19 protein-coding genes are annotated in these 22,082 nt (G+C 34.3%); 11 read left to right on the forward strand and 8 right to left on the reverse strand.

The annotated features are described in order from the left end of the window. Positions 1–31 precede the first annotated feature (31 nt). From QWY91_RS06700 to QWY91_RS06715, 4 genes are all read right to left on the reverse strand, one after another. Entirely contained in the window at positions 32–472 is a 441-nt protein-coding gene (locus QWY91_RS06700) for a MarR family winged helix-turn-helix transcriptional regulator (RefSeq protein WP_290232894.1), read from the reverse strand. A 102-nt stretch (positions 473–574) separates the two neighbouring features. Beyond that, entirely contained in the window at positions 575–991 is a 417-nt protein-coding gene (locus QWY91_RS06705) for an organic hydroperoxide resistance protein (protein ID WP_290232896.1), read from the reverse strand. Positions 992–1,096: 105 nt separating this feature from the next. Then, positions 1,097–2,224, reverse strand: coding sequence for an aldo/keto reductase (locus QWY91_RS06710; protein ID WP_290232898.1), 1,128 nt, complete (start codon positions 2,222–2,224; stop codon positions 1,097–1,099). 94 nt (positions 2,225–2,318) lie between these two features. Next, entirely contained in the window at positions 2,319–3,830 is a 1,512-nt protein-coding gene (locus QWY91_RS06715) for an MltF family protein (protein ID WP_290232901.1), read from the reverse strand. Positions 3,831–4,042: 212 nt separating this feature from the next. Between QWY91_RS06715 and QWY91_RS06720 the strand changes: the two genes are divergently transcribed. The 8 genes from QWY91_RS06720 to QWY91_RS06755 all read left to right on the forward strand — a co-directional run bounded on the left by QWY91_RS06720 (position 4,043) and on the right by QWY91_RS06755 (position 12,958). After that, positions 4,043–5,413, forward strand: coding sequence for an ethanolamine ammonia-lyase subunit EutB (locus QWY91_RS06720; protein ID WP_290232903.1), 1,371 nt, complete (start codon positions 4,043–4,045; stop codon positions 5,411–5,413). After that, positions 5,406–6,158, forward strand: coding sequence for an ethanolamine ammonia-lyase subunit EutC (eutC, locus tag QWY91_RS06725; protein ID WP_290232906.1), 753 nt, complete (start codon positions 5,406–5,408; stop codon positions 6,156–6,158). The genes QWY91_RS06720 and eutC overlap by 8 nt, the downstream gene beginning before the upstream one ends. A 290-nt stretch (positions 6,159–6,448) precedes the next feature. Next, the gene (locus QWY91_RS06730; protein ID WP_290232908.1) at positions 6,449–7,123 is read left to right on the forward strand and encodes a hypothetical protein; all 675 of its coding nucleotides are present in this window, start codon (positions 6,449–6,451) and stop codon (positions 7,121–7,123) included. Positions 7,124–7,131: 8 nt separating this feature from the next. Further along, positions 7,132–8,718 (forward strand): hypothetical protein, encoded by a 1,587-nt coding sequence (locus QWY91_RS06735; protein WP_290232910.1) that lies wholly within the window; start codon positions 7,132–7,134, stop codon positions 8,716–8,718. Between the two features lie 234 nt (positions 8,719–8,952). After that, on the forward strand, positions 8,953–9,651 hold the full coding sequence (locus QWY91_RS06740) for a hypothetical protein (RefSeq protein WP_290232911.1): 699 nt from the start codon (positions 8,953–8,955) through the stop codon (positions 9,649–9,651). Between the two features lie 15 nt (positions 9,652–9,666). Then, positions 9,667–11,208 (forward strand): hypothetical protein, encoded by a 1,542-nt coding sequence (locus tag QWY91_RS06745; protein WP_290232913.1) that lies wholly within the window; start codon positions 9,667–9,669, stop codon positions 11,206–11,208. A 257-nt stretch (positions 11,209–11,465) separates the two neighbouring features. Beyond that, positions 11,466–12,218, forward strand: coding sequence for an NUDIX hydrolase (locus tag QWY91_RS06750; protein WP_290232915.1), 753 nt, complete (start codon positions 11,466–11,468; stop codon positions 12,216–12,218). 341 nt (positions 12,219–12,559) lie between these two features. After that, positions 12,560–12,958: a response regulator gene (locus tag QWY91_RS06755; protein ID WP_290232917.1), complete on the forward strand. Its 399-nt coding sequence runs from the start codon at positions 12,560–12,562 to the stop codon at positions 12,956–12,958. A gap of 292 nt (positions 12,959–13,250) precedes the next feature. Here the strand turns inward: QWY91_RS06755 and rpsA are convergent, their stop codons facing one another. The 4 genes from rpsA to lon all read right to left on the reverse strand — a co-directional run bounded on the left by rpsA (position 13,251) and on the right by lon (position 19,678). Continuing rightward, positions 13,251–15,080 carry a 30S ribosomal protein S1 gene (rpsA, locus tag QWY91_RS06760; RefSeq protein ID WP_290232918.1) on the reverse strand — a complete coding sequence of 610 codons (1,830 nt, stop codon included), beginning with the start codon at positions 15,078–15,080 and terminating at the stop codon, positions 13,251–13,253. Positions 15,081–15,251: 171 nt separating this feature from the next. Next, positions 15,252–16,436 carry an MFS transporter gene (locus QWY91_RS06765; RefSeq protein WP_290232920.1) on the reverse strand — a complete coding sequence of 395 codons (1,185 nt, stop codon included), beginning with the start codon at positions 16,434–16,436 and terminating at the stop codon, positions 15,252–15,254. 3 nt (positions 16,437–16,439) lie between these two features. Continuing rightward, positions 16,440–17,132, reverse strand: a complete 693-nt coding sequence (gene cmk, locus QWY91_RS06770; protein WP_290232922.1) for a (d)CMP kinase — start codon at positions 17,130–17,132, stop codon at positions 16,440–16,442. Positions 17,133–17,227: 95 nt separating this feature from the next. Next, a complete protein-coding gene (gene lon, locus QWY91_RS06775) occupies positions 17,228–19,678 on the reverse strand; it encodes an endopeptidase La (RefSeq protein ID WP_290232924.1) in 2,451 nt (816 codons plus the stop codon). Positions 19,679–19,891: 213 nt separating this feature from the next. Between lon and QWY91_RS06780 the strand changes: the two genes are divergently transcribed. From QWY91_RS06780 to QWY91_RS06790, 3 genes are read left to right on the forward strand one after another with little or no spacing between them, the layout of a single operon-like run. Beyond that, positions 19,892–20,449, forward strand: a complete 558-nt coding sequence (locus tag QWY91_RS06780; protein ID WP_290232925.1) for an RNA polymerase sigma factor — start codon at positions 19,892–19,894, stop codon at positions 20,447–20,449. Beyond that, on the forward strand, positions 20,439–20,996 hold the full coding sequence (locus tag QWY91_RS06785; protein WP_290232927.1) for a DUF4179 domain-containing protein: 558 nt from the start codon (positions 20,439–20,441) through the stop codon (positions 20,994–20,996). Before QWY91_RS06780 ends, QWY91_RS06785 begins: the two co-directional genes overlap by 11 nt. After that, positions 20,977–22,068 (forward strand): DUF4097 family beta strand repeat-containing protein, encoded by a 1,092-nt coding sequence (locus tag QWY91_RS06790; RefSeq protein WP_290232929.1) that lies wholly within the window; start codon positions 20,977–20,979, stop codon positions 22,066–22,068. The genes QWY91_RS06785 and QWY91_RS06790 overlap by 20 nt, the downstream gene beginning before the upstream one ends. Positions 22,069–22,082 lie beyond the last annotated feature (14 nt).

Consider the following 22,082-nt stretch of genomic DNA (forward strand, 5'->3'; position numbering starts at 1 on the left):
TTCGCTTTGATTCGAGGATGGGTGCCGAATTTTATTTCTCTCCCATTTTACCAATCATTTTATATAATAATCGGTATAATTCTTTAGCTTCTTCTATAGATAACGGAAGCTGTTCGGCTAAAAATGCAGGAACATCGCAAGCTTCATCTTTTAGTGATTTCCCTCTCTGCGTTAAGGTAATTACAATGTTACGTTCATCTTTTTCAGAGCGTTTTCGCTCAAGAAATCCGCGTTGCTGAAGTCGTTTTAAAAGTGGCGTTAACGTATTGGATTGTAGCTGAAGTTTTTCAGCAATCGTACTTAAATTCACCTCATCTTTTTCCCAAAGCACCATTAACACCAAATATTGCGGATAAGTAAGATCTAATTCTTTAAGCATTGGCTGATACCGCTGAATCACCAATCTTGATGCCGTATACAACGGAAAACAAAGTTGATTTTCTAGTTTTAAATCTTCATATTTCTCACTCATTATTCCGCAGTTTTCAGTATTCTTTTCAGCTATGAAAGTAATAAAAAAATTCCCTTTCTACGTTTGTAAAAAGGGAATCATAGTTTATAAATCAAGATTAAATTATATCACTTCTAATTCAACCTCAATATTTCCGCGAGTTGCGTTAGAATAAGGACAAACTTGATGTGCCTGTTCTACTAATTCTTGTGCTTTTTCTTTTTCTACGCCAGGAATTTCTACAGCAAGTTTCACAGCTAATTGAAAACCGCCTTCATCATTTGGTCCAATACCTACGGTTGCATTAACAATAGTTGGATTTTCTGGCTTCACCTTAGCTTTTCCCATCACTAAATTTAGCGCACTATCAAAGCAAGCGGCATAACCTGCTGCAAATAATTGCTCTGGATTAGTAGCTCCACCTTTTCCGCCTAATTCTTTCGGCATTAAAACGTCAAAATCTACAAATCCATCTTCGCTTTTTACGTGACCGTTTCTTCCTCCGGTTGCTTCTACTGTAGTTTGATATTGTGTATTCATAACATTTAAATTTTTATTTCATTTACGATTAAATCGTTCACGATGCAAATATATAAAAGAAGCCGAACAATAGTGTTAAGCTTCTCTCAAAATCTATTTAAATCCTTATTTAGGTTCTGGAGCATTTTCTGCGATTAATCCTTTTGCTTTTAATTCTGCCCAAAATGCTTTTGGAATTTTCACATCCATAGATTCTGCATTTGCAGAAGACTGCTGGGCAGAACTTGCTCCGGGAATCACACTCGAAACAACAGCAGGAGCTGCACAAAACTGAAGTGCTGCCGTAGCTAAATCTACTTGATGCTTGTCGGCTACTTTTTGTAATTCAGCTCTTTTTTCTAAATATTCTTCAGGAATATCTTTGCTATAATCAAAGCGATCTTTCCCAGCCAAAAATCCGGAATTAAAAGGAGCTCCAACCACGATACTGATACCTTCTCGTTCACATACCGGAAAAACATTATTTAAATCGTCTTCGTGATAAATCAACGAATATTGTTTGGCCGATAAGAAAATATCAGGATCGGCAACTTTAATGGTTTCTAAAATAGGTTCCGTCGTATTTACGCCCAATCCCCAAGCTTTAATTAAACCTTCTTCGCGCATTTTAGTGAGCTCGGGCATCGCCCCATTTTTAGCCTGCTCAAAATATTTTTCATAATCACTTCTAGAAAAATCAGGATTATCGGGTGATAAATCGTGAATAAAAACGATATCTAAATAAGCTAAACCTAAACGATGTAAACTTTGCTCTACAGATTTACGAGTACCTTCTGCCGAATAATCATATTCATAATTCATATTCAATTTTCCTTTCCAAAGTGCGCCCGGTAATTCAAAATTGGGATCTGGAGTAAGCACTCGCCCTACTTTAGTGGAAAGCACAAAATCTTCTCGATTTTTATTAAAAAGATAACTTCCCATTCTACGCTCACTAATTCCTAGTCCGTACCAAGGTGAAGTATCATAATAACGAACTCCGCTATTCCAAGCAGCATCCATAGCGTTCCGAATTTGTTCATCTGAATTTACGTGAAAGCCATTCCCGGCAGCAACACCGCCCATTCCAAATTTCCATTCGGGTTTGAACTTCTCGCGTAAATGGTTGTTTTTAATTTTTGCTGAAGGAATTGGAGCTGTAGTTTTATGAGCAGCATTTATAATAGAAGGTGCCGCCAAAATACCGGCAGAACCTAAAAGTGACTTTTGAATGAATTTTCTCCTGTTAGCCATAATTTTATTTTTGATTCAATTAGAAACAATACGTTTTTATCCCTAAATTATTAAGTAAGGACTGAACAGAAAGATTTTTGAAGTTAAACTCTAGTTAATTTGAAGCTACTTTAGCTTCAGTCTGCGGAGTTTCAAACGGAATTAATTTCTTGTAATGGTCGTAACGCAAGAAGATTTCTTTTACATATAAAAAAGGTTCACGACCTCTCACAAAACCATATTTTACTTCCGGTCTACTAAAAAACTCGCGAGAGCTAAGCTTCAGCATATAGTCTTCCACATTATCGTCCCATACATAAGGATCTTCATCAAAAACTTTTGCCAAACGTTGGGCATCACGAACGTGACCTAACCCGCAATTGTAAGCCGCAAGCGTAAATTTTATTTTCTGAATACTGTCTTCTACCTTCGTGAATTTTTTACGGAGTTGCTTTAAATACTTTGTACCACCACGTATATTTTCTGAAGGATTAGTAACATCTGAAATTCCTAAATCTTGTGCAGTGGCCGGCATAATTTGCATGAGACCTCCTGCCCCAGCCCAAGAATTTTCATTAGGTTTAAAACGTGATTCCTGAAAAATTTGAGAACTCAAAAGTCGCCAATCCCAACCTAATTTTTCTACGTGGGTTTTCACAATCTCATCATACTGACTAATTTTACCTTCATTTTTACTGTAAAACTGACTTTTAATTCGGCGTCTGTAAGACTTTTTATTTTTGAAGTACTTATTATACACCACATAATAAAAGTCTTTCTTTTTGATATTTTTTAGCCACGAATTAATTTCAGCTAGCAGTTCTGGTGAATTCTTTCGAACGGCCCAAGCGATGCGTTGCGAAAAGCTAATTTCAGTATCTATATCTAAAATAGGATTATAGGTTTGGTTGATAGCAGCGATGTTATAATCGGCGATCGTATAATCTATTTCTCCTTTCACCACCATTTTTATGATGTCTTCTGTAGTTTTATTACCAGGCACTAATTGAATATCTATCTGCCCTCCAATTTCATCTTCCAGATTTTCCAATCGCTCGAAATACGAGGAATTTTTACGAACGTGTACCGTTTTCCCGATCATCTCGATCGGGTCGTTGATTGTTTTCTTTTTGATCTTGTACATAGGAAGTTTACGCCAGTTATCTGGACGACGTTGTACTAAAACTTGATGCGTTAAATAATGATATTCGGTAAAATTGACGAGTTTATTTCGATCTTCGGTAATAGATAACCCAAACGCAATTAGATCGCCTTCTCCGGCGTTTAGCATATCAAATAAATGATCAATATCATCGGCAACTTTTATATCAAGTTCTAGCCCTAAATGGTCGGCAAGTTTTTTTACCAACTCATATTCGAAACCCATAGGTTTCCCCCGATATAAAAAGTAACTTGTTGAATTATAAATAGTAATAACGGTAAGTTTACCGTCTTGTTTAATTTCTGATAAAGATTTAGAATATTGATTGAGCGCAAGCTCCGGCAATTCTTCAATATTAGTATTCCTACTTTCTGAACAATTTATAAGAGTCCCTAGTAAGAATATACAGAGGCTAAACTTGAAAATATTATGATGTTTAAAATAATGGCGTAAAAGTCTAATCATTAAATAGCTGATTTTCTTAAATATAGCTATTTATTCTTAAATATAAAATTTATTCATTTTTTATCATATTTTAATAGATTAAAAAAACAAATCTTCACAATTATTTAGATAAAATGCATAATTATAAAAAATCAACTACCGGTTATTAAATTAATACCTTTTAAACATCATACAATGCTGCTATTTGCTAACTTTCTAGAAAAGTGACTTCTATGAGTTATAAATTCAGCGTACATAACACCACTTACACCTTTAAAAATTTGAAAGAACTCTTAGCCAAAGCGAGTCCGCATCGTTCAGGTGACGTTCTTGCAGGTGTTGCGGCTGCAGATAATAAAGAACGAGTGATAGCACAATATGCTTTAAGTGAAGTCTCGTTGAAAGAAATTTTAGAAAAGCCTTTAATCCCTTATGCTGAAGATGAAGTTACCCGATTAATTATGGATGAACATAATGCTGAAGATTTTTATCCAATATCGCAATTTAGTGTGGGAGAATTTAGAGATTGGCTCCTAAGTTATGAAGCTACTCCAGAAGTTTTGAAATCGATTTCACCCGGACTTACCCCGGAGATGGTTGCAGCGGTTTCTAAATTAATGCGGAATCAAGATTTAATTAAAGTAGCTCAAAAATGCGAAGTAGTCACGAAATTCAGAAATACTGTAGGTCTAAAAGATCGATTTTCGGTTAGATTACAACCTAACAATCCGGTTGATGATCCTAAAGCAATTGCCGCTAGCACAATAGATGGATTACTATATGGCTGCGGTGATGCGGTTATAGGGATAAATCCTGCTACAGATAGCCCAACGGCTGTTTCAGAATTATTAAAATTATTAGATAATTTTAGGGAACAATACGAAATACCTACACAAACCTGTATTCTTAGTCATTTAACCACTACCCTACAGATTATTGATAAAGCTCCGGTAGATCTTATATTTCAATCTATAGGTGGAACGCAAAAAGCAAACGAATCTTTCGGTATCAATCTCGAGATGCTTCAAGAGGCTTATGAGACAGGGTTAAGCCTGGATCGCGGAACTATAGGAAACCAAATGATGTATTTTGAAACGGGACAAGGCTCTGAACTTTCGGCTAGTGCACATCACGGTATCGACCAACAAACATGTGAAGTACGATGCTATGCTGTAGCTAGAAAATATAATCCCTTTTTGGTAAATACGGTTGTTGGTTTTATTGGTCCCGAGTATTTGTATGATGGCAAACAAATTACGCGCGCTGCTTTAGAAGACCATTTCTGCGGAAAACTAATGGGATTACCTATGGGATGTGATGTTTGTTATACCAATCATGCTGAAGCAGACCAAGACGACATGGATTCTTTACTAACTCTTTTAGGAGTTGCAGGATGTAATTACATTATGGGAGTTCCGGGAGCAGATGATATTATGCTGAATTACCAGAGCACTTCTTTCCATGATGCGATGTATTTACGTAAAGTTTTAAATAAGCGCCCTGCACCCGAATTTGAAGAATGGCTCTTAAAAATGGGGATTATTGATGAAAAAGGAAATCGCCAGACTTTACCAGAATCTCATAAATTGATTAGCAATGGATAAACCAAAATTATATAAAAATAACATACAAAAAGATCCGTATACGCAGCTTAGAGAACTCTCAAGAGCTCGTATAGCCTTAGGAAATACAGGCGGAAGTCAATCTTTAAAAGATGTCTTGAAATTTCAACTAGATCATGCTAAAGCGAGAGATGCTATTTATTCTGAATTTGACATTGAAAAATTAGAAGCAGATATGAAGAAATTCAATCTACCTATTTACAAATTTAAAACTCAGGCACAAGATCGCGAAAAATATCTAAAAAGGCCTGATCTCGGAAAACTATTAGCTAAAACCGAAATAAAAGACATTTCTGAAGTCGATATTGTTTTGAATCTTGTTGACGGATTATCTCCCGATGCGATTAAGCATAGTATTCCAATTATAGCGCAATTATTACCAGAATTGAGTGAAAAGTATACGTTTGTAATAAGCATCGTTGAAAATGGTCGAGTAGCCATTGGAGACGAAATTGCTGAAAAACTGAATGCAAAATTTACCGCTACATTTATTGGTGAGCGTCCGGGCTTATCTAGTCCGGAAAGCTTAGGAATTTACACCACTTATAATCCAAAAAGCGGCACTACTGACGAGAAAAGAAACTGTATCTCAAATATCCATAACGATGGCATGCAAACCAAAGCTGCCGTTAATTTACTCAGTTTTTTAATTCAAGAATCCTTTGCAAAAAAAGTAAGCGGTGTTTCGCTGAAATCGGATATAAAGGAGCAAAAAGATATCTGTTAGGTTTGAAAAAAACTATTAAATAACAATTTTTATTGACTTCATGTTTTATACTCTTTAAGATTAATTTCATTAAGTATTTTTTGAATGGATTTACCAAGTTCTATTAATAAGTGGTGAATTTGAAGTAATAATAGTCACCTTAAAATAGATATTCGGTTTGCATAATAATTCATGAATTATTAAAAAATTGCAATTTAATTAACACAAAATACCTGATATCAGGTATTTTTAAGATTTAATTAAGAGATTATATTTGATACTTATTAAAGTATCTAATTTAAACTTTTAAAATGATCAAAAAACTACTCATTCTATTATTCCTTTTCGTCACAGCAACTAAACTATTTGCTCAAGAGGAAAAACAGACTTACAACAATAGGTTTGCTATCGCATTAAACGGCTCAACTCTTGGTGGAGGAATTGAGGTTGCGAAGAACATTTCTTCCCATTTCAACTTAAGACTTAGGGCAAATACTTTTGGAATTAAAGATTTTGTTCAAGATATAGAAGTAGATGATGCAAATCTTAATGTAACTGCCGATTCTAGATTCTTAGAATTTGACTTGAGTTTAGAATACTTACCCTTTGAAAGTAGCAGTTTTAAACTTGTTGGAGGAGCTGCATATTTCAATGATGGAAAAACAACTGCTTTAGCAAAGTACGATGGATCCTTTACATATGGGGAAATTACTATTGGACCAGATGAAATAGGTGATTTAGAACTAACATTAGATTACAATGGTTTCGCACCATATTTTGGGCTTGGATTTGGTAGGGCCGTTCCTAAAAAAAGAATTGGAGTTGCCTTCGAGGCAGGTAGCTACTATCTTCCAGAACCACAAGTTGGAATTAATGCCACAGGAATGCTTTCTCCAACTGCCGATCAAGCTGAATCACTTCAAGAAGACATTCGCGATTATAGATGGTATCCATTCCTAAACTTAAGACTCTCTGTTAAAATTTAATAAAAGCCATGAAAAAATATACATTAATAATAATCTTAATTGCCTTAATTTTTATTCCATCTTCTTGCGAAAAAATGCCTGATGAAGTTGTTGATGATTTTAAACTCGGCGTTAATTCGGATTTTCTTGAATATACCTTGGTGGTTCAATTTGTAGATGCAGGTAATCCCATTACACCTCCTGAAAATATAGAATTGAAAGTGTTAAATAACGAAAACAATGGTTTATTGGATTCTGAAGGTAAAGAAGGATTTACGGTGGACAACGGTATAGCATCCTTTATTTTGAATCCTACAAGTAAACCCAATAGCCCTGATGATATCAAAACGTATAATATTTACGCCACTGCATCTGGATTTCTACCTGTCAATTTCACTGTAAATTTTACAAAAGATCAAAAAGATCAAAACTTAACAATCAATATGGTTAATACTACATCCCCGCCAGAAGGTGTTGCTAATAATACAAAGAATATTTCTTTAAGTGGTGGAACTCTCAATAATACCTCAAGCGTTTCAGTAGCTTCTGCGGGGAATAAGATTACAGGAGCAGATCTTAAAATCAATTCTGGAACAGAATTTTATGATGTAGACGGCAATCAAATTTCAGGAGGAACACTTAAGGTTAGTTTAACTCATTTTGATGCGAATGGTGATGCTTCTTTAAATTCATTTCCTGGAGGTTTCACGCCTGAAAGTGTAATTGGTGAAACCGGAGAAGAAGAAAATATTTTCTTTGTTACTGCTGGTTTCGCATCCATCGATATGAATATAGCTGGCACTAACGTTAGAAAATTCAGCAAACCTATAGAAGTGACAATGGAAATAAATCCTGAAGGATACAACTTAGAAACGGATTCAAAAATAAAAGTGGGTGACAAAATTCCTGTTTGGAGTTATGAAGTAGAATCTGGCCAATGGATATTCGAAAAAGAAGGAACTGTTGTAAACAACAGCGGAAAACTTAAAGTTAGTTTTGAAACCGATCACCTAACATGGTATAATTTAGATTTTTACGGAAGAATATGTTACAGGTCGAACTCAATTGTAATAAATGCCCCCGGAACAGATGCTTATGATTATTTTTATACAGAATTGGTCTATGCATACAACGATCAGCCAGTTAGTTATTATGCAAGGAAAAATATGCGCCTATATAATAATGCAGAAATAAATTTTTATCGCTGCCCTCTAGCCTATTGTAAGTTTAAAATATATTCTGGATCATCATGGTATAACAAAGGAGAATTAATTGCTGAAACTGCTCCGTTTTATCCATGTGACGAAAATACAAGTATCAAATTACCAGCTTCTGCTTTTCCTGAAGTAATTTCTGCAGATGTCACTTTCAGTTGTCCAGACTCTAACTTTGAATTCAAACCGTCGTACTACTTTTATTACAAAGAAAAAGGATCATATTGGTGGAGATATGGATATATGAGCAACGGGAAATTTCAATCCTACTTTATGACTCCAGGCAAAACTTATGACTTTAGGACATATTTCGGAGGCCTAGTTGAAACCGAATTTACCGTATCCTCTGGTGTAAATTATATTAATATTAATAGCGATGAAATTTGTGAATTTGCACTATAAGCAAAGTAATTAATTTGATAAAAGGCTCCTAAAATTTATAGGAGCCTTTTTTATTTAACAATACTTTTCTTACAAAAACGATGTATAATTAACAATAATAGAATTTTTATTGCCACAAAAAGAGAATTATATCGATAAAAGGCATTTTTCTTAGATAATTAACTATCTTTGATATGTAAGTTTAACATAAGTTTAAATTACGATCCCTAATAGTAATTTTATAGATAAATGACGATGAAAAACTTTTTACCCCATTTGCACCTCAATTTCCTTTTATTTTTTTGTTTCATTTTGATTTCTTGTGATGTAATTAGCCAAGAAAATGAAACTTCCAATTATGCTAATAAATATGCTATTGCTGTAAATGGGTCTACACTAGGTGGTGGACTTGAAGTAGCAAAAAATATCTCACCACATTTTAATCTCAGATTGCGAGGTAATACATTTAGTATTAAAGATTTTGTACAAGAAATTGAAATAGATGACGCGAACCTTAACGTTACTGCAGATTCAAGATTCCTAGAATTCGATTTAAGTTTAGAGTATCTCCCTTTTACACAAAGTAGCTTCAAAATTGTAGGAGGTGCAGCATATTTTAGTGATGGAGAGACGAAGGCATTAGCGACATATGATGGCTCCTTCGAGTATGGAGAAATTATAATAGGACCTGAAGACATTGGTGATCTAAGACTATCTTTAGACTATAGCGGTATTGCTCCATACCTTGGAATAGGAATGGGTAGAGCCGTTCCAAAAAATAAATTTGGAATTGCGTTCGAAGCAGGCAGCTTTTATTTACCCAAGCCTCAGGTTGGCATTAATGCTACAGGAATGCTCGCTCCCACTGCTAACCAAGCTGAATCCCTTCAAGAAGATATTAAAGATTATAGATGGTATCCATTCCTCAATTTAAGATTATCAATTAGAATTTAATTAAATCCCTTACACATGAAAAGAGTATTATTATTTATGATGATGATGGCTGTAATAATCATTCATACAGCCTGTGAGAATAACCCCAATGAAGTTGCTGACAATTTTAAACTTGGACTCGATGTAAACTTTTTAGAATATACTGCGCAAGTAGAAATCCAAGACCTGGAGGACGGTAGCTATCCTGAAAATATTAAATTAACTCCTGTCACGGATTATGGCACAGCAATTCTTAATTCTGCGGGGGAGCGAAACTTTAAGGTCTCTGGAGGAAGTATAACTCTTATACTTAATCCTATGGATAGACCTCAATCGGCTAATGAAGTTAAAAGTTTTGATTTTATAGCATCGGCTCCCGGTTATCAATCTTCAAAAGTAAAAGTAAGTTTTACTGAAAACAACAAAACTGTTCAAATTCCGGTTTCTTTACTTAATAAGACTAAAGAATCAAATGGAGTAAGCTCTGTATCCGAAGATGCTAATCTTTCTGAAAACGAACTTAAGGAAAGTAAAATTTTGAATTTTGGAAATCAAACTACTAAACAAACCGATGGTTCTGTGGAGGTTAAGGCTGGTACAAAGTTTTTAAATAAAAGTGGCGAAGTTTTATCTGGCAATTCTATTAGCATGGAAGTTATAGACGTAGATGCTAATACAACAAATTTAGCTAAAGTGTTTCCAGGTGGTTTTGCAGATCAATCTGTTTCTAAAAACGGCAACACAGAGAGAACATCTTTTCTACCGATGAGCTATACTTCTATAAATATGTATGTTGGAACTGAAGAAGTAAAAGATTTTACTGAATCTATTGAAGTGAAAATGGAAATAGATAAAAACTTATATAACCCTAAAACAGCAACGAAAGTCAAAGCTGGTGATCAATTGGCCTTGTACAGTTATGAACTGGAAAACGGTATGTGGGTTTACGAAAAAGAAGTTACAATATCATCAGTAGGAAATCAATTATATGCAAACTTTGAAACTAATCACTTGACAGATTATTCAATCGTTGCAGAGTTACCTGTTTGTTCTGATATTTTTGAAATCAATAATCCAACTCAATCCAATATTCAAGCGAAAATAGAATTAGAAATAGCTGGTGATACAGAAAATAGAATTTATAAAATTATTGAGCAAAATCTCGTTCCTGGTGTAAATCAAATCCCTTATAACGGCATAGGTGATAACATTTCTTTAAAACTTTACACCTCTGGCGATGTAATTACTGTGGATAATATATCATGTGGGGAATCTCCGGCTATCGAAATGCCAGCACCTGATAGCGAATTGCTTACAATTACAATCAATATTCCATGTGAAAATGTGGATCTGAATATAGCAAGCTATCCAATCAAATATAGAAAATTGGGAGACACGCAATGGATTAATGGCATTATAAAGGACCTGACGTTAGAGTCTTACGAAATGGAAGCAGGAAATACTTACGAATTTCAAATTGAATTTGACGGTCAAAGTTATACCTACGAAGAGCTAATTACGTCTACAGATTATCAATTCAATGTAGACAGCGAATTATGTAGTGAAATTGATTTTTAAGGTATAATAAATAAATTATCAAAAAGGGGAATGCTGTGAGCATTCCCCTTTTTATTTATCTTAATAATGTCCAATTTTAAAAATAATGAAGAACGAGAAATCTAAATAATTTAATTCCTCCATCGCAGGAAATTTATGATTTAAGAGGATTTTTATATAAAGGAAAATAGAATATATTTACAATAATTCACTGAAGTCTAAATAATAGTTTGAATAATTAAAATCATAATGTAGTTTTGGAAATTAAACAGAAGGAGATGAGATCGGAATTAGCAGATATCCTATTAAAGGATTCAGAAATAAATATAGAAAAAAGTTTACCTAGTATTTCCATCGATTGCGTAGTTTTTGGATTCGACACGGCCTCACTAAAAGTACTACTAACAAAAGTAAAAGAAAAGGATGGTTGGCTGCTTCCTGGTGGCTATTTGCATAAATCTGAAAATCTAGAAGATGGAGCCTATAGAATATTAGAATCTAGAACTGGAGTAAGTGAAATTTATCTTCAGCAGTTCAAAACGTTCGGTAAGTTGAACCGTAGTAATGATTTCTTTTCAGAATACGATAAAAATTTATGGCACAAAAGGCGATTTCTTTCCGTGGGTTATTACGCACTTACAAATTTTGCAAAGGTCGAACCTAAAATAGATTATCTATCGGAAGCTTGTGAGTGGAAGAATATTAATGAATTACCACAATTGCTGATGGATCATCAAGAAATTTTTGATGCAGCCCTTTTAGAACTTAGAAAAGGTTTAAATTATCGCCCCGTTGGTCTAAATCTTTTACCTGAGAAATTTACAATGCCTGAGTTACAGCGATTATACGAGATAATTTTAGATAAACCTTTAAACAGAGGGAATTTTTATCGTAAAATGACTAAGTATGGCATACTTAACAAACTAAAGGAAACGCGTAAAGGCGGAGCTCATAAAGCACCTAACCTTTATACTTTTAACGCTGAAACTTATAATGAGGCGCTTGAGAATGGATTTAAGGAGGCATGGTAATTTCAGAAAAATAATTTGAAACTTTTTTAAATGTGGTTTATCACGATTTTAAATTAGATTTTTAAATTTTTTTAGATACTAATAGATTCAAAACTGCTAATTTTTATTAGTTAAAATTGAAAACAATTAATTATTGTCGTTGAACCTATATAGCTATGTTCCTCGACCTCTATAAACTTTTTAAAAATTGAATCTTCTATAAATTAGAAATCGATTCTTTTTAAATGAATAACCTTAGTCTATTTTTTGCCGAATTGGCATTCTTTTTTAAAAGTAATAATTATTGAATTTTTTGAAAAACATAAATAGATAAGCTATAAAGAAACAAATTTAAATTAATCATGAAAAAAATTGATCTTGCATGCATTATCGATGATGATCCAATCTTTGTCTTTAGTGCGAAAAAGATAATGGAGCTTGCTGATTTCTCTAATGGCTTTATCGTATTCGGCAATGGTAAGGAAGCTTTGAATCACTTACATGCGCTAATAGCTTCTAATAAAGAACTACCGGATGTTATCTTATTAGATTTGAATATGCCTGTTATGGATGGATGGGAATTCCTTGATAATTTTATAAAGATAGAGAGTGAAAAGGTTATTACTATTTATATCGTAAGTTCTTCAGTAGATCAATCTGATATAGATAAAGCAAAGTCTTATGATGGTGTTAGCAATTATATCGTTAAACCAGTTACAATTGATAGTCTTAAAAAGGTCTTGAAAAACCACGAAGTTTAATTAATAGTATTTTTTTAAACGAAAGAGTTACCACTAACAGATAAGTTTTTAGAATCAAATCTTTTCTTTTAAATACGCATTCTCTAAAATTAAGGGAATTAATATAAGCATTGTTGGAAAGAACACTATTCTAATTATTCAATTAAAGTTGATGTCTATAATACATACCAACATGTTAAGCACATATTAGAAGCTTAGAATAATTCCTTCAAGTGACTTTTGGTAAAGACAGCTTTAAATAAAAAAACCTCCTTAAAAAAGGAGGTTTTCAGTTTTATAAAATCAGAGGAATTTATTTTCCTTCCATTTTATCTTTAAGAGCTTGAAGATCTGCATTTACATCACCAATAGTGGTTTTGTCGTTGTTTTGAGCAGAAGCTTTCTTAGCCGCTTGCTTAACAATTTTTTGCTCTTCTTCTCTGTGGATTGCAGCGTGAGATGCAACAACACGTTTAAACTCTTTGTTGAATTCAATAATTTGGAATTCTGCAGATTCACCTTTCTTAAGTTTACTTCCGTCCTCTTTTTCTAGGTGTCTTTGTGGAACAAATGCAGTAATATCTTCATTAAATTCGATAGTAGCACCTTTGTCTACGATTTCAGAAATTGCAGCAGTATGTGTAGTACCTACAGCAAATTCAGTTTCGTATTTATCCCAAGGGTTACTTTCGATTTGTTTGTGACCTAAACTTAGTTTACGTCCTTCAACATCTAATTCTAATACAACAACATCTAGTTTGTCTCCAACATTACAGAATTCTGATGGGTGCTTGATCTTCTTAGTCCAAGAAAGATCAGAGATATAGATAAGTCCGTCGATTCCTTCTTCTAACTCTACAAATACTCCAAAGTTAGTAAAGTTACGAACTACACCTGTATGCTTAGATCCAACAGGATACTTAGAAGTGATATCAGTCCATGGGTCTGGAGTTAATTGCTTAATTCCAAGAGACATTTTACGATCATCACGATCTAAAGTAAGAATTTGTGCTTCAACTTCGTCCCCAACATTTACGAAATCCTGAGCTGAACGCAAGTGCGTACTCCAAGACATTTCAGAAACGTGGATCAATCCTTCTACACCTTCAGCAACTTCGATAAATGCACCGTAATCTGCGATTACAACTACTTTACCTTTTACTTTATCACCTACTTTAAGATTCTCATCTAGAGCTTCCCATGGGTGTTTGTGTAATTGCTTAAGACCTAACTGGATTCTTGTCTTAGCCTCATCAAAGTCTAAGATTACAACGTTAAGTTTTTGATCTAATTCAACGATCTCGTTTGGATGGTTGATTCTAGACCAGCTAAGATCGGTAATGTGAACAAGTCCATCAACTCCTCCAAGATCAACGAATACACCGTAAGAAGTAATATTCTTAACAGTACCTTCTAATACTTGACCTTTTTCTAATTGACCGATAATCTCTTTCTTCTGCTCTTCGATATCAGCTTCGATAAGTGCTTTATGAGATACCACAACGTTTTTGAATTCGTGGTTGATTTTCACAACTTTAAATTCCATTGTTTTACCTACATAAGCATCGTAATCTCTAATTGGCTTCACATCGATTTGAGAACCTGGTAAGAAAGCTTCAATACCAAATACATCTACGATCATACCACCTTTAGTACGACACTTAACAAAACCGTTAACGATAAGACTTTCGTCGTGTGCTTTATTCACACGATCCCATGCCATGATAACACGAGCCTTACGGTGAGAAAGTACTAACTGTCCAGTAGCATCTTCTCTAACGTCGATTAAAACTTCTACCTCATCACCTTCTTTAAGATCTGGATTGTAACGGAACTCGTTAAGAGAAATTACACCTTCACTTTTTGCGTTAATGTCGATAATTGCATCACGATCTGTAATATTAATTACTTTTCCTGTTACAACCTCATCATCAAGAGTGTCTACGAAGTTTTCTTCAACTAATTTTTCGAATTCTTCTAGCTTATCATTTGCGATTGGGTCGATACCTTCTTCGTAATTGTGCCAGTTAAATTCTTCTAGGAATTTTTCAGGGTTAGCTTGTTGCTCAGTCACCTCTGGTTGAGATGCAGTAGCCATTCCAGCTACATCCTTAACTTCCTGATCTTTGATTTCTTCAGCCATAATAATTTGCTGATTTAAATTTGTATTCTGCGTCTTTCGGAAAATTTTAAGCAATATAAAACACAGAAGATGTTTACATTTTGATTTTCAAGCCTTTCTGATCTTCCGTAATCTTGCCAAAAAGGTGTGCAAAAATACAACTAATTTTACTATTTTCAAATAGTAGTTTTATCAATTTTCTTCAGGAATAGAATTCTTGAAAGCGAAGTGAAATATTAGGATTAAAATGGAATAAAAAAGTCCCAAACTAGCCACACCTCTCCACTGAAAAAGCTCCCAGGCGTAGGCTCCTGTTGTAGTACCAAGTGCACCGCCAATAAAATAGCCAACCATATAGATAGTGTTGATCCTATTGCGAGCATCAGGATTTCTGGAAAAAATAATATTTTGATTTGTAATATGTAGCGATTGCAACCCCATATCTACGAGAATAACACCTATAACTAATCCTACAATAGAATAGCCTGAAAACTCAAATACTACCCAGGCAAAGATCATAATAGCGGTTGCGATGGTAATCAATAAGTTTTTATTCATTCGATCACTCAACTTACCTATAAGACTTGCGGCTAACGCTCCTGCTATTCCTAAAACTCCAAAAGCTCCTGCAACACCACTTCCGTAGTTAAAATTTTCTTCCATTAAAAACACAAGCGTAGTCCAAAATGCACTAAAACCTGCAAATCCCAATCCTCCTCTTACAGCTGCTAATCGAACTGGAGGTTCAGATTTAAAATATCCCCAAAGCGATTGCATTAATTCTTTGTAGGTTCCTTTAAAATCTGACTTTAATTCGGGTAATTTCAATTTTAATAAAAGCCAGAAGATCAACATTATTCCGGCAGCAATAAAATACATTAACCGCCATCCAAAATATTCTCCAACAAAACCACTTATAAATCGGCTACCCAAGATCCCGATGAGCAGTCCACTCATTACAATGCCAATGGCACTACCTCGTTTTTCTGGCTTTGCTAATTGTGCTGCCATAGGGACAAAGACCTGCGGAACTACACAAGAAAACCCAACAAAAAAGCCTGATATTATCAAAATAGGAAGACTTTGTGCTAAGGCCATCGCCAATAAACTAGCAATGATGAATATGAAATCTATCATTACCATTTTTTTCCGTGGAAATTTATCTCCCAACGGAATTATAAATAATAATCCAAAGGCATAACCCAACTGCGTAAAAAGTGGAATATTACTTACCGCCGATTCTGAAACCTGAAAATCTTTAGCCATTAAACTTAATAATGGCTGATTATAATAATTATTTGCAACCACCAAACCGGCTCCTGCAGACATTAAGTATAAAACTGAATTCTTTAAACCCTCTTCCCTATTTTCTGGCATTTTTTAGGCCTCGGTTTTTTCTTTTACAAGCGAGAGAATCTTTTCAAATTGTTCTTCCCTACTAAGATTAGAGTTATCAATCTCGATGGCATCATCAGCTTTTACTAATGGAGAAGTTTCTCGAGTAGAATCTAAATGATCACGTTCTTCAACATTTTTTAGCACTTCTTCGTAATTTACATCTTCCCCTTTTTCTTTTAATTCATTATATCTACGTTCCGCTCGTTTTTCAGCAGAAGCTGTCATAAATAACTTCAATTCTGCATCTGGAAATACTACAGTTCCTATATCTCGACCATCCATCACTACACCTCCATCTTCACCAATTTCATGTTGCTGTTTAACTAACATTTCCCGAACTTCAGGAATTGCAGCCACTTTACTAACATTATTGGAAACTTCCATTAAACGAATTTCCTTTTCAACGTTTTCGTTATTTAAATGAATTACGCCATAGCCAAGATCTTCATCAAACTTAAACTTCACGCTAATAAATGCAAGATGCCTTAGTATGGCTTCTTTATCCAATTTATTATCGGTTACCATTATTTTACGCATCGCATAGAGTGTCACAGCACGGTACATAGCTCCTGTATCTACATAAACATAGCCCAGTTTCTTTGCTAACTGCTTGGCTACTGTGCTTTTCCCGGTTGAAGAATGCCCATCTATGGCAATAGTTATTTTCTTGGTCATTTAGTTGAAGTTTTTACAAAAATAGAGAATTGATCATGCTTAAAACAAAAAAGCCCCGAATATCTTCGGGGCTTTTTGTAAATAAATATGGTTATCTACAATTCTTTTGCGTTCACAACCTTTTCATTGGTAAGAGCAAGATCAATAACCTCACTCATATCATTAACGTAATGGAAAGTAAGACCTTTTAAATATTCTTCTTTTATTTCCTTAATATCACGTTTGTTTTCTTTACAAAGAATCAGTTCCTTAATTCTTGCTCTTTTCGCTGCAAGAATTTTTTCTTTAATTCCGCCTACAGGAAGCACTTTTCCTCTTAGAGTGATTTCTCCTGTCATTGCTATGCTTTTCTTTACTTTCTTCTGAGTAAATAAAGAAACTAAGGATGTTAACATGGTAATCCCTGCACTAGGACCATCTTTTGGCGTTGCTCCTTCTGGCACATGAATGTGAACATTGTATTTTTCGAAAATACCAGAATCAATTCCTATAGTATCGGCGTTAGATTTTATATATTCCATTGCAATGGTAGCCGATTCTTTCATCACCTTACCAAGATTCCCGGTAATATTTAGGTTTCCTTTTCCTTTTGATAAAATAGACTCAATAAATAGAATATCACCACCAACCTGCGTCCAGGCCAATCCTGTTACAACTCCGGCAACTTCATTATTTTCGTATTTATCTCTCTCTAAACGCGGACTGCCAAGAATTTCCAAAATATCATCATTGGTCACCTTGACATTATATTCTTCTTCCATAGCGATGCTTTTAGCACCGTAACGTACAACTTTAGCTATCTGCTTCTCTAAAGCACGAACTCCAGATTCACGAGTATAACCTTCCACTATTTTCTCTAGCTGAGATTTGCCAATTTTAAGGTGATCTTTGGTAAGACCATGCTCTTCTAATTGCTTCGGAAGTAAATGACGTTTCGCTATTTCTATCTTTTCTTCTATAGTATAACCGGTCACATTAATGATCTCCATACGATCACGTAATGCAGGCTGAATCGTATTTAGATTGTTACAGGTAGCAATAAACATCACTTTAGAAAGATCGAAACCTAATTCTAAGAAATTATCATGAAATTCGCTATTCTGCTCAGGATCTAAAACCTCTAATAAAGCTGAAGATGGATCTCCTGCATTACCTATGCTTAATTTATCGATTTCATCCAAAACAAAAACCGGATTACTTGTTCCCGCTTTTTTCAGGCTTTGGATAATTCTACCCGGCATTGCACCAATATAAGTTTTACGGTGACCACGAATTTCAGCTTCATCTCTCAATCCACCTAAAGAAATTCGTACGTACTCACGACCTAAAGCTTCTGCCACAGATTTCCCTAAACTTGTTTTTCCAACTCCCGGAGGACCGTAAAGACAAAGAATAGGCGATTTCATATCATTACGCAATTTTAAAACTGCCAGATATTCTATAATTCTACGTTTTACATCGTCCAGACCATAATGATCTCGATCTAAAACTTTTTTCGCTCGCTTAAGATCAAATTTATCTTCACTAAACTCATCCCAAGGTAAATCTAAAAACAAATCCAAATAGTTACGCTGAATGGAATACTCAGCGACCTGAGGATTCATTCGTTGCATTTTAGATAACTCTTTATCAAAATGCTTTTGTACGGTTTCGCTCCATTGTTTATCTTTAGAACGAACGCGCATTTCTTCAATCTCGTCTTCATGAGAAACACCACCTAATTCTTCCTGGATGGTTTTCATTTGCTGATGCAAGAAATATTCGCGCTGTTGTTGGCTCATATCACTTTGCACTTTAGACTGAATATCGTTTTTAAGCGCTAGTTTTTGATTCTCAACATTCATAAACTTAAGGGTTGCCAATGCACGTTCCTTAAGATCATTGGTTGCTAATAAATTTTGCTTCTCCTCTACTGAAAGATTCATATTAGAAGAAACGAAATTGATTAAAAACGAGCTACTTTCTATATTCTTAATAGCGAAAGAAGCTTCAGTTGGAATATTTGGACTGCTTTTTATAATCTGAAGTGCCAAATCCTTAATCGAATCGATAATAGCACCAAACTCTTCGTTTTCAGCTTCGGGTCTGGTTTCAGCAATTTCTTCAACATTAGCTCTCATGAAAGGTTCTTCCTGAGTAACTTCAGTAATATTAAATCGCTTTTTACCCTGAATTATCACTGTTGTATTCCCATCAGGCATTTTAAGAACCCTAAGAATACGCGCTACCACACCAATATTATTAATGTCTTTTACGCCAGGATTTTCTACCTCTTCATCTTTTTGTGAAACAACACCGATAGTTTTTTCTCCATTATTCGCTTCATTAATTAATTTAATTGAAGCGTCTCTCCCCGCTGTAATTGGTATAACCACACCTGGGAAAAGTACCGTATTTCGTAAGGGTAAAATGGGTAGATTTCCGGGTAATTCTTCTTTGTTTATTTCCTCTTCATCTTCAGGCGTCATTAACGGTATTAACTCTGCATCTTCATTTATACCTTGTAATGACAAACTGTCAATATCCGTAAATTTCGTTTTAGCCATAAGTTATCTTTAAAAGCCAAACTGTCACTGCAGTTTGTATATTTTGTTTCGTTTTGAGACTTTAACCCCTGTAAATAGTATCGCTCAGGTAGTTAAAATTGCTGCTTAATAATTGTTTCAATTCCCATGCCATCATATTTTTTTATAAAACATTTTCTAAAAGTGTAACAAATCAAATCCTATTCTATCTTTATAGAAGAAACAGGATAATTTTTGCAACCAACCATCACACATATTGAAGATCTTGTCGATAAATGCCGCGTGGGAAACCAACGTGCTCAAATGGAGATTTATAATCGCTATTACAAAGCCATGTATAATACTTCTTTAAGAATTGTGCACCATAGCGCTGAGGCGGAAGATATTATGCAAGAGTCTTTTTTAAATGCTTTCGAGAAAATTGATCAATTTAAAGCTGAAGCTTCTTTTGGCGCCTGGCTTAAGCGAATTGTCGTTAATAATAGTATTAATGCGCATAATAAAAGATCGAAATACGAAGAAGTAAGTTATAAGGATTATCTAAAAAACGAAACAGAAGAAAATGATGGTATAACAACAACCTATACTCAAAATAAAAAAGTAAAAATGGTGTTGAATGCTATGCAAGATTTAAAAGAAAATTATAGAATCTGCCTAACCCTTCATCTAATCGAAGGATATGATTACGAAGAAATAGGAGATATTCTAAATATTTCTTACGCCAACTGCAGAACTACCATTTCTAGAGCTAAAGAAAGTTTAAGAAAAAAAATGATGAAAGATGAAAAATGATGATTTTTTTGAGGATTTAAAAGAATTAGACTTCGATATTGCTGAACCAAACGCAGATCACGAAGATCGATTTTTAGAAAAGCTCAACACCAAAAATAAAGCTCCTAAAAAAGGAAAACTTAGAAAGCTTTGGATTCCTTTAAGTAGCATTGCTGCGGCCTTAGTTATCGCATTCCTTGCTTTTGGAAATATTTTCTCTACTCCGGTTTTTGCTAAAGAAAGTGGTTTAGCAGCTGTTTCACCAAAAATGAAAGAAACGCAAGACTTCTATAGCACACTTATCGAGAGAGAGCTTAAATCGCTGGAAGGAGAACGCAGTCCAAAAACCAACAAAATCATTAATGATGCATTGGTGCAACTAGAAAACTTAGAAAAAGAATACAATAAACTAAAAAAAGACCTTTTAGAAAGTGGCCAGGATCAACGCGTAATCTATGCCATGATTAACAATTTTCAGAAAAGGATAGATCTACTAAACCAGGTTTTGAACCAAATTCAAACTATAAAACAACTAAAGACACAAGAAAATGAAACTAACATTATATAAACTATTCTTGCTTGCACTACTGCTACCAGCGATAAGTTTTGCCAGCAACGATCTAGATGGCAGGCATACTAAAGAAAAAACGATCAAGAAAGAATTTAAAGTTTCTCAAACCGGTACTCTAGATATTGATAATAACTACGGAAATGTTGATATTTCAACATGGAACGAAAATCGAATTGTTATTCAGGTTTTTATTAAAACAAACGGAAATGATTTAGACCGGGTTAAGAATAAATTAGATGATATTTCTGTAGAATTTCATCAAACCGGAAATCGCGTAAGTGCTGAAACACATTATCAAAAAGAAGATCGATCTTGGTGGAGTGGGCTATTTAATAGCAACAATAATGTAAACATGGAGATTAATTATGTAATTAAAGCACCTGCAAATCATGACATGGTAATCGATAACGATTACGGTGCTATTTATATAGATAAAGTTCTTGGAAACACAGATATTTCTTGTGATTATGGTAAAATCGATATTGGTGAATTAAGAGGCCGAAAAAACTTTTTAAATTTTGATTATACTCGTAATTGCCATTTTGGATATATAACTTCTGCGGAAATCGATGCCGATTATTCTGGTTTTACTATTGAAGAAGCTGAAGAATTAATAATAAGCGCAGATTATAGTGATTCGAATATCGAAAAGGTATCACGCTTAAAATTCAATTGTGATTACGGTAGTATTCGAGTAGATAAAGTAAAACATCTAAATGCTGACGGAGATTATTTGAGCACTAAAATTGGTCGTGTATTCGGTTCTCTAAGTATTAATCAGGATTATGGCTCGATAAATATTGAAAAATTAATAAACGGAGTAGAAAGCGTTAACATCGATACAGATTATGCAGGAATACGCTTAGGTTACGATGCCGAGATGGATTTTGTTTTCGAAGTACAAACTTCTTATGGCGGCGTTAAAGGAACCGATGATTTAGAGATCACCAAGCGCCATGATCGCAATACCAGCAAAGATATTTCCGGATATTACGGCAATCAAAATAGCCGAAATTCGATAAATATTTCAACAAGTTACGGAAGTGTGAGTTTTCAAAAAGTAAGATAAAATTTAAATAAAAT

It is taken from the genome of Zunongwangia endophytica (assembly GCF_030409505.1).
In the GTDB taxonomy this organism is placed as follows: domain Bacteria; phylum Bacteroidota; class Bacteroidia; order Flavobacteriales; family Flavobacteriaceae; genus Zunongwangia; species Zunongwangia endophytica.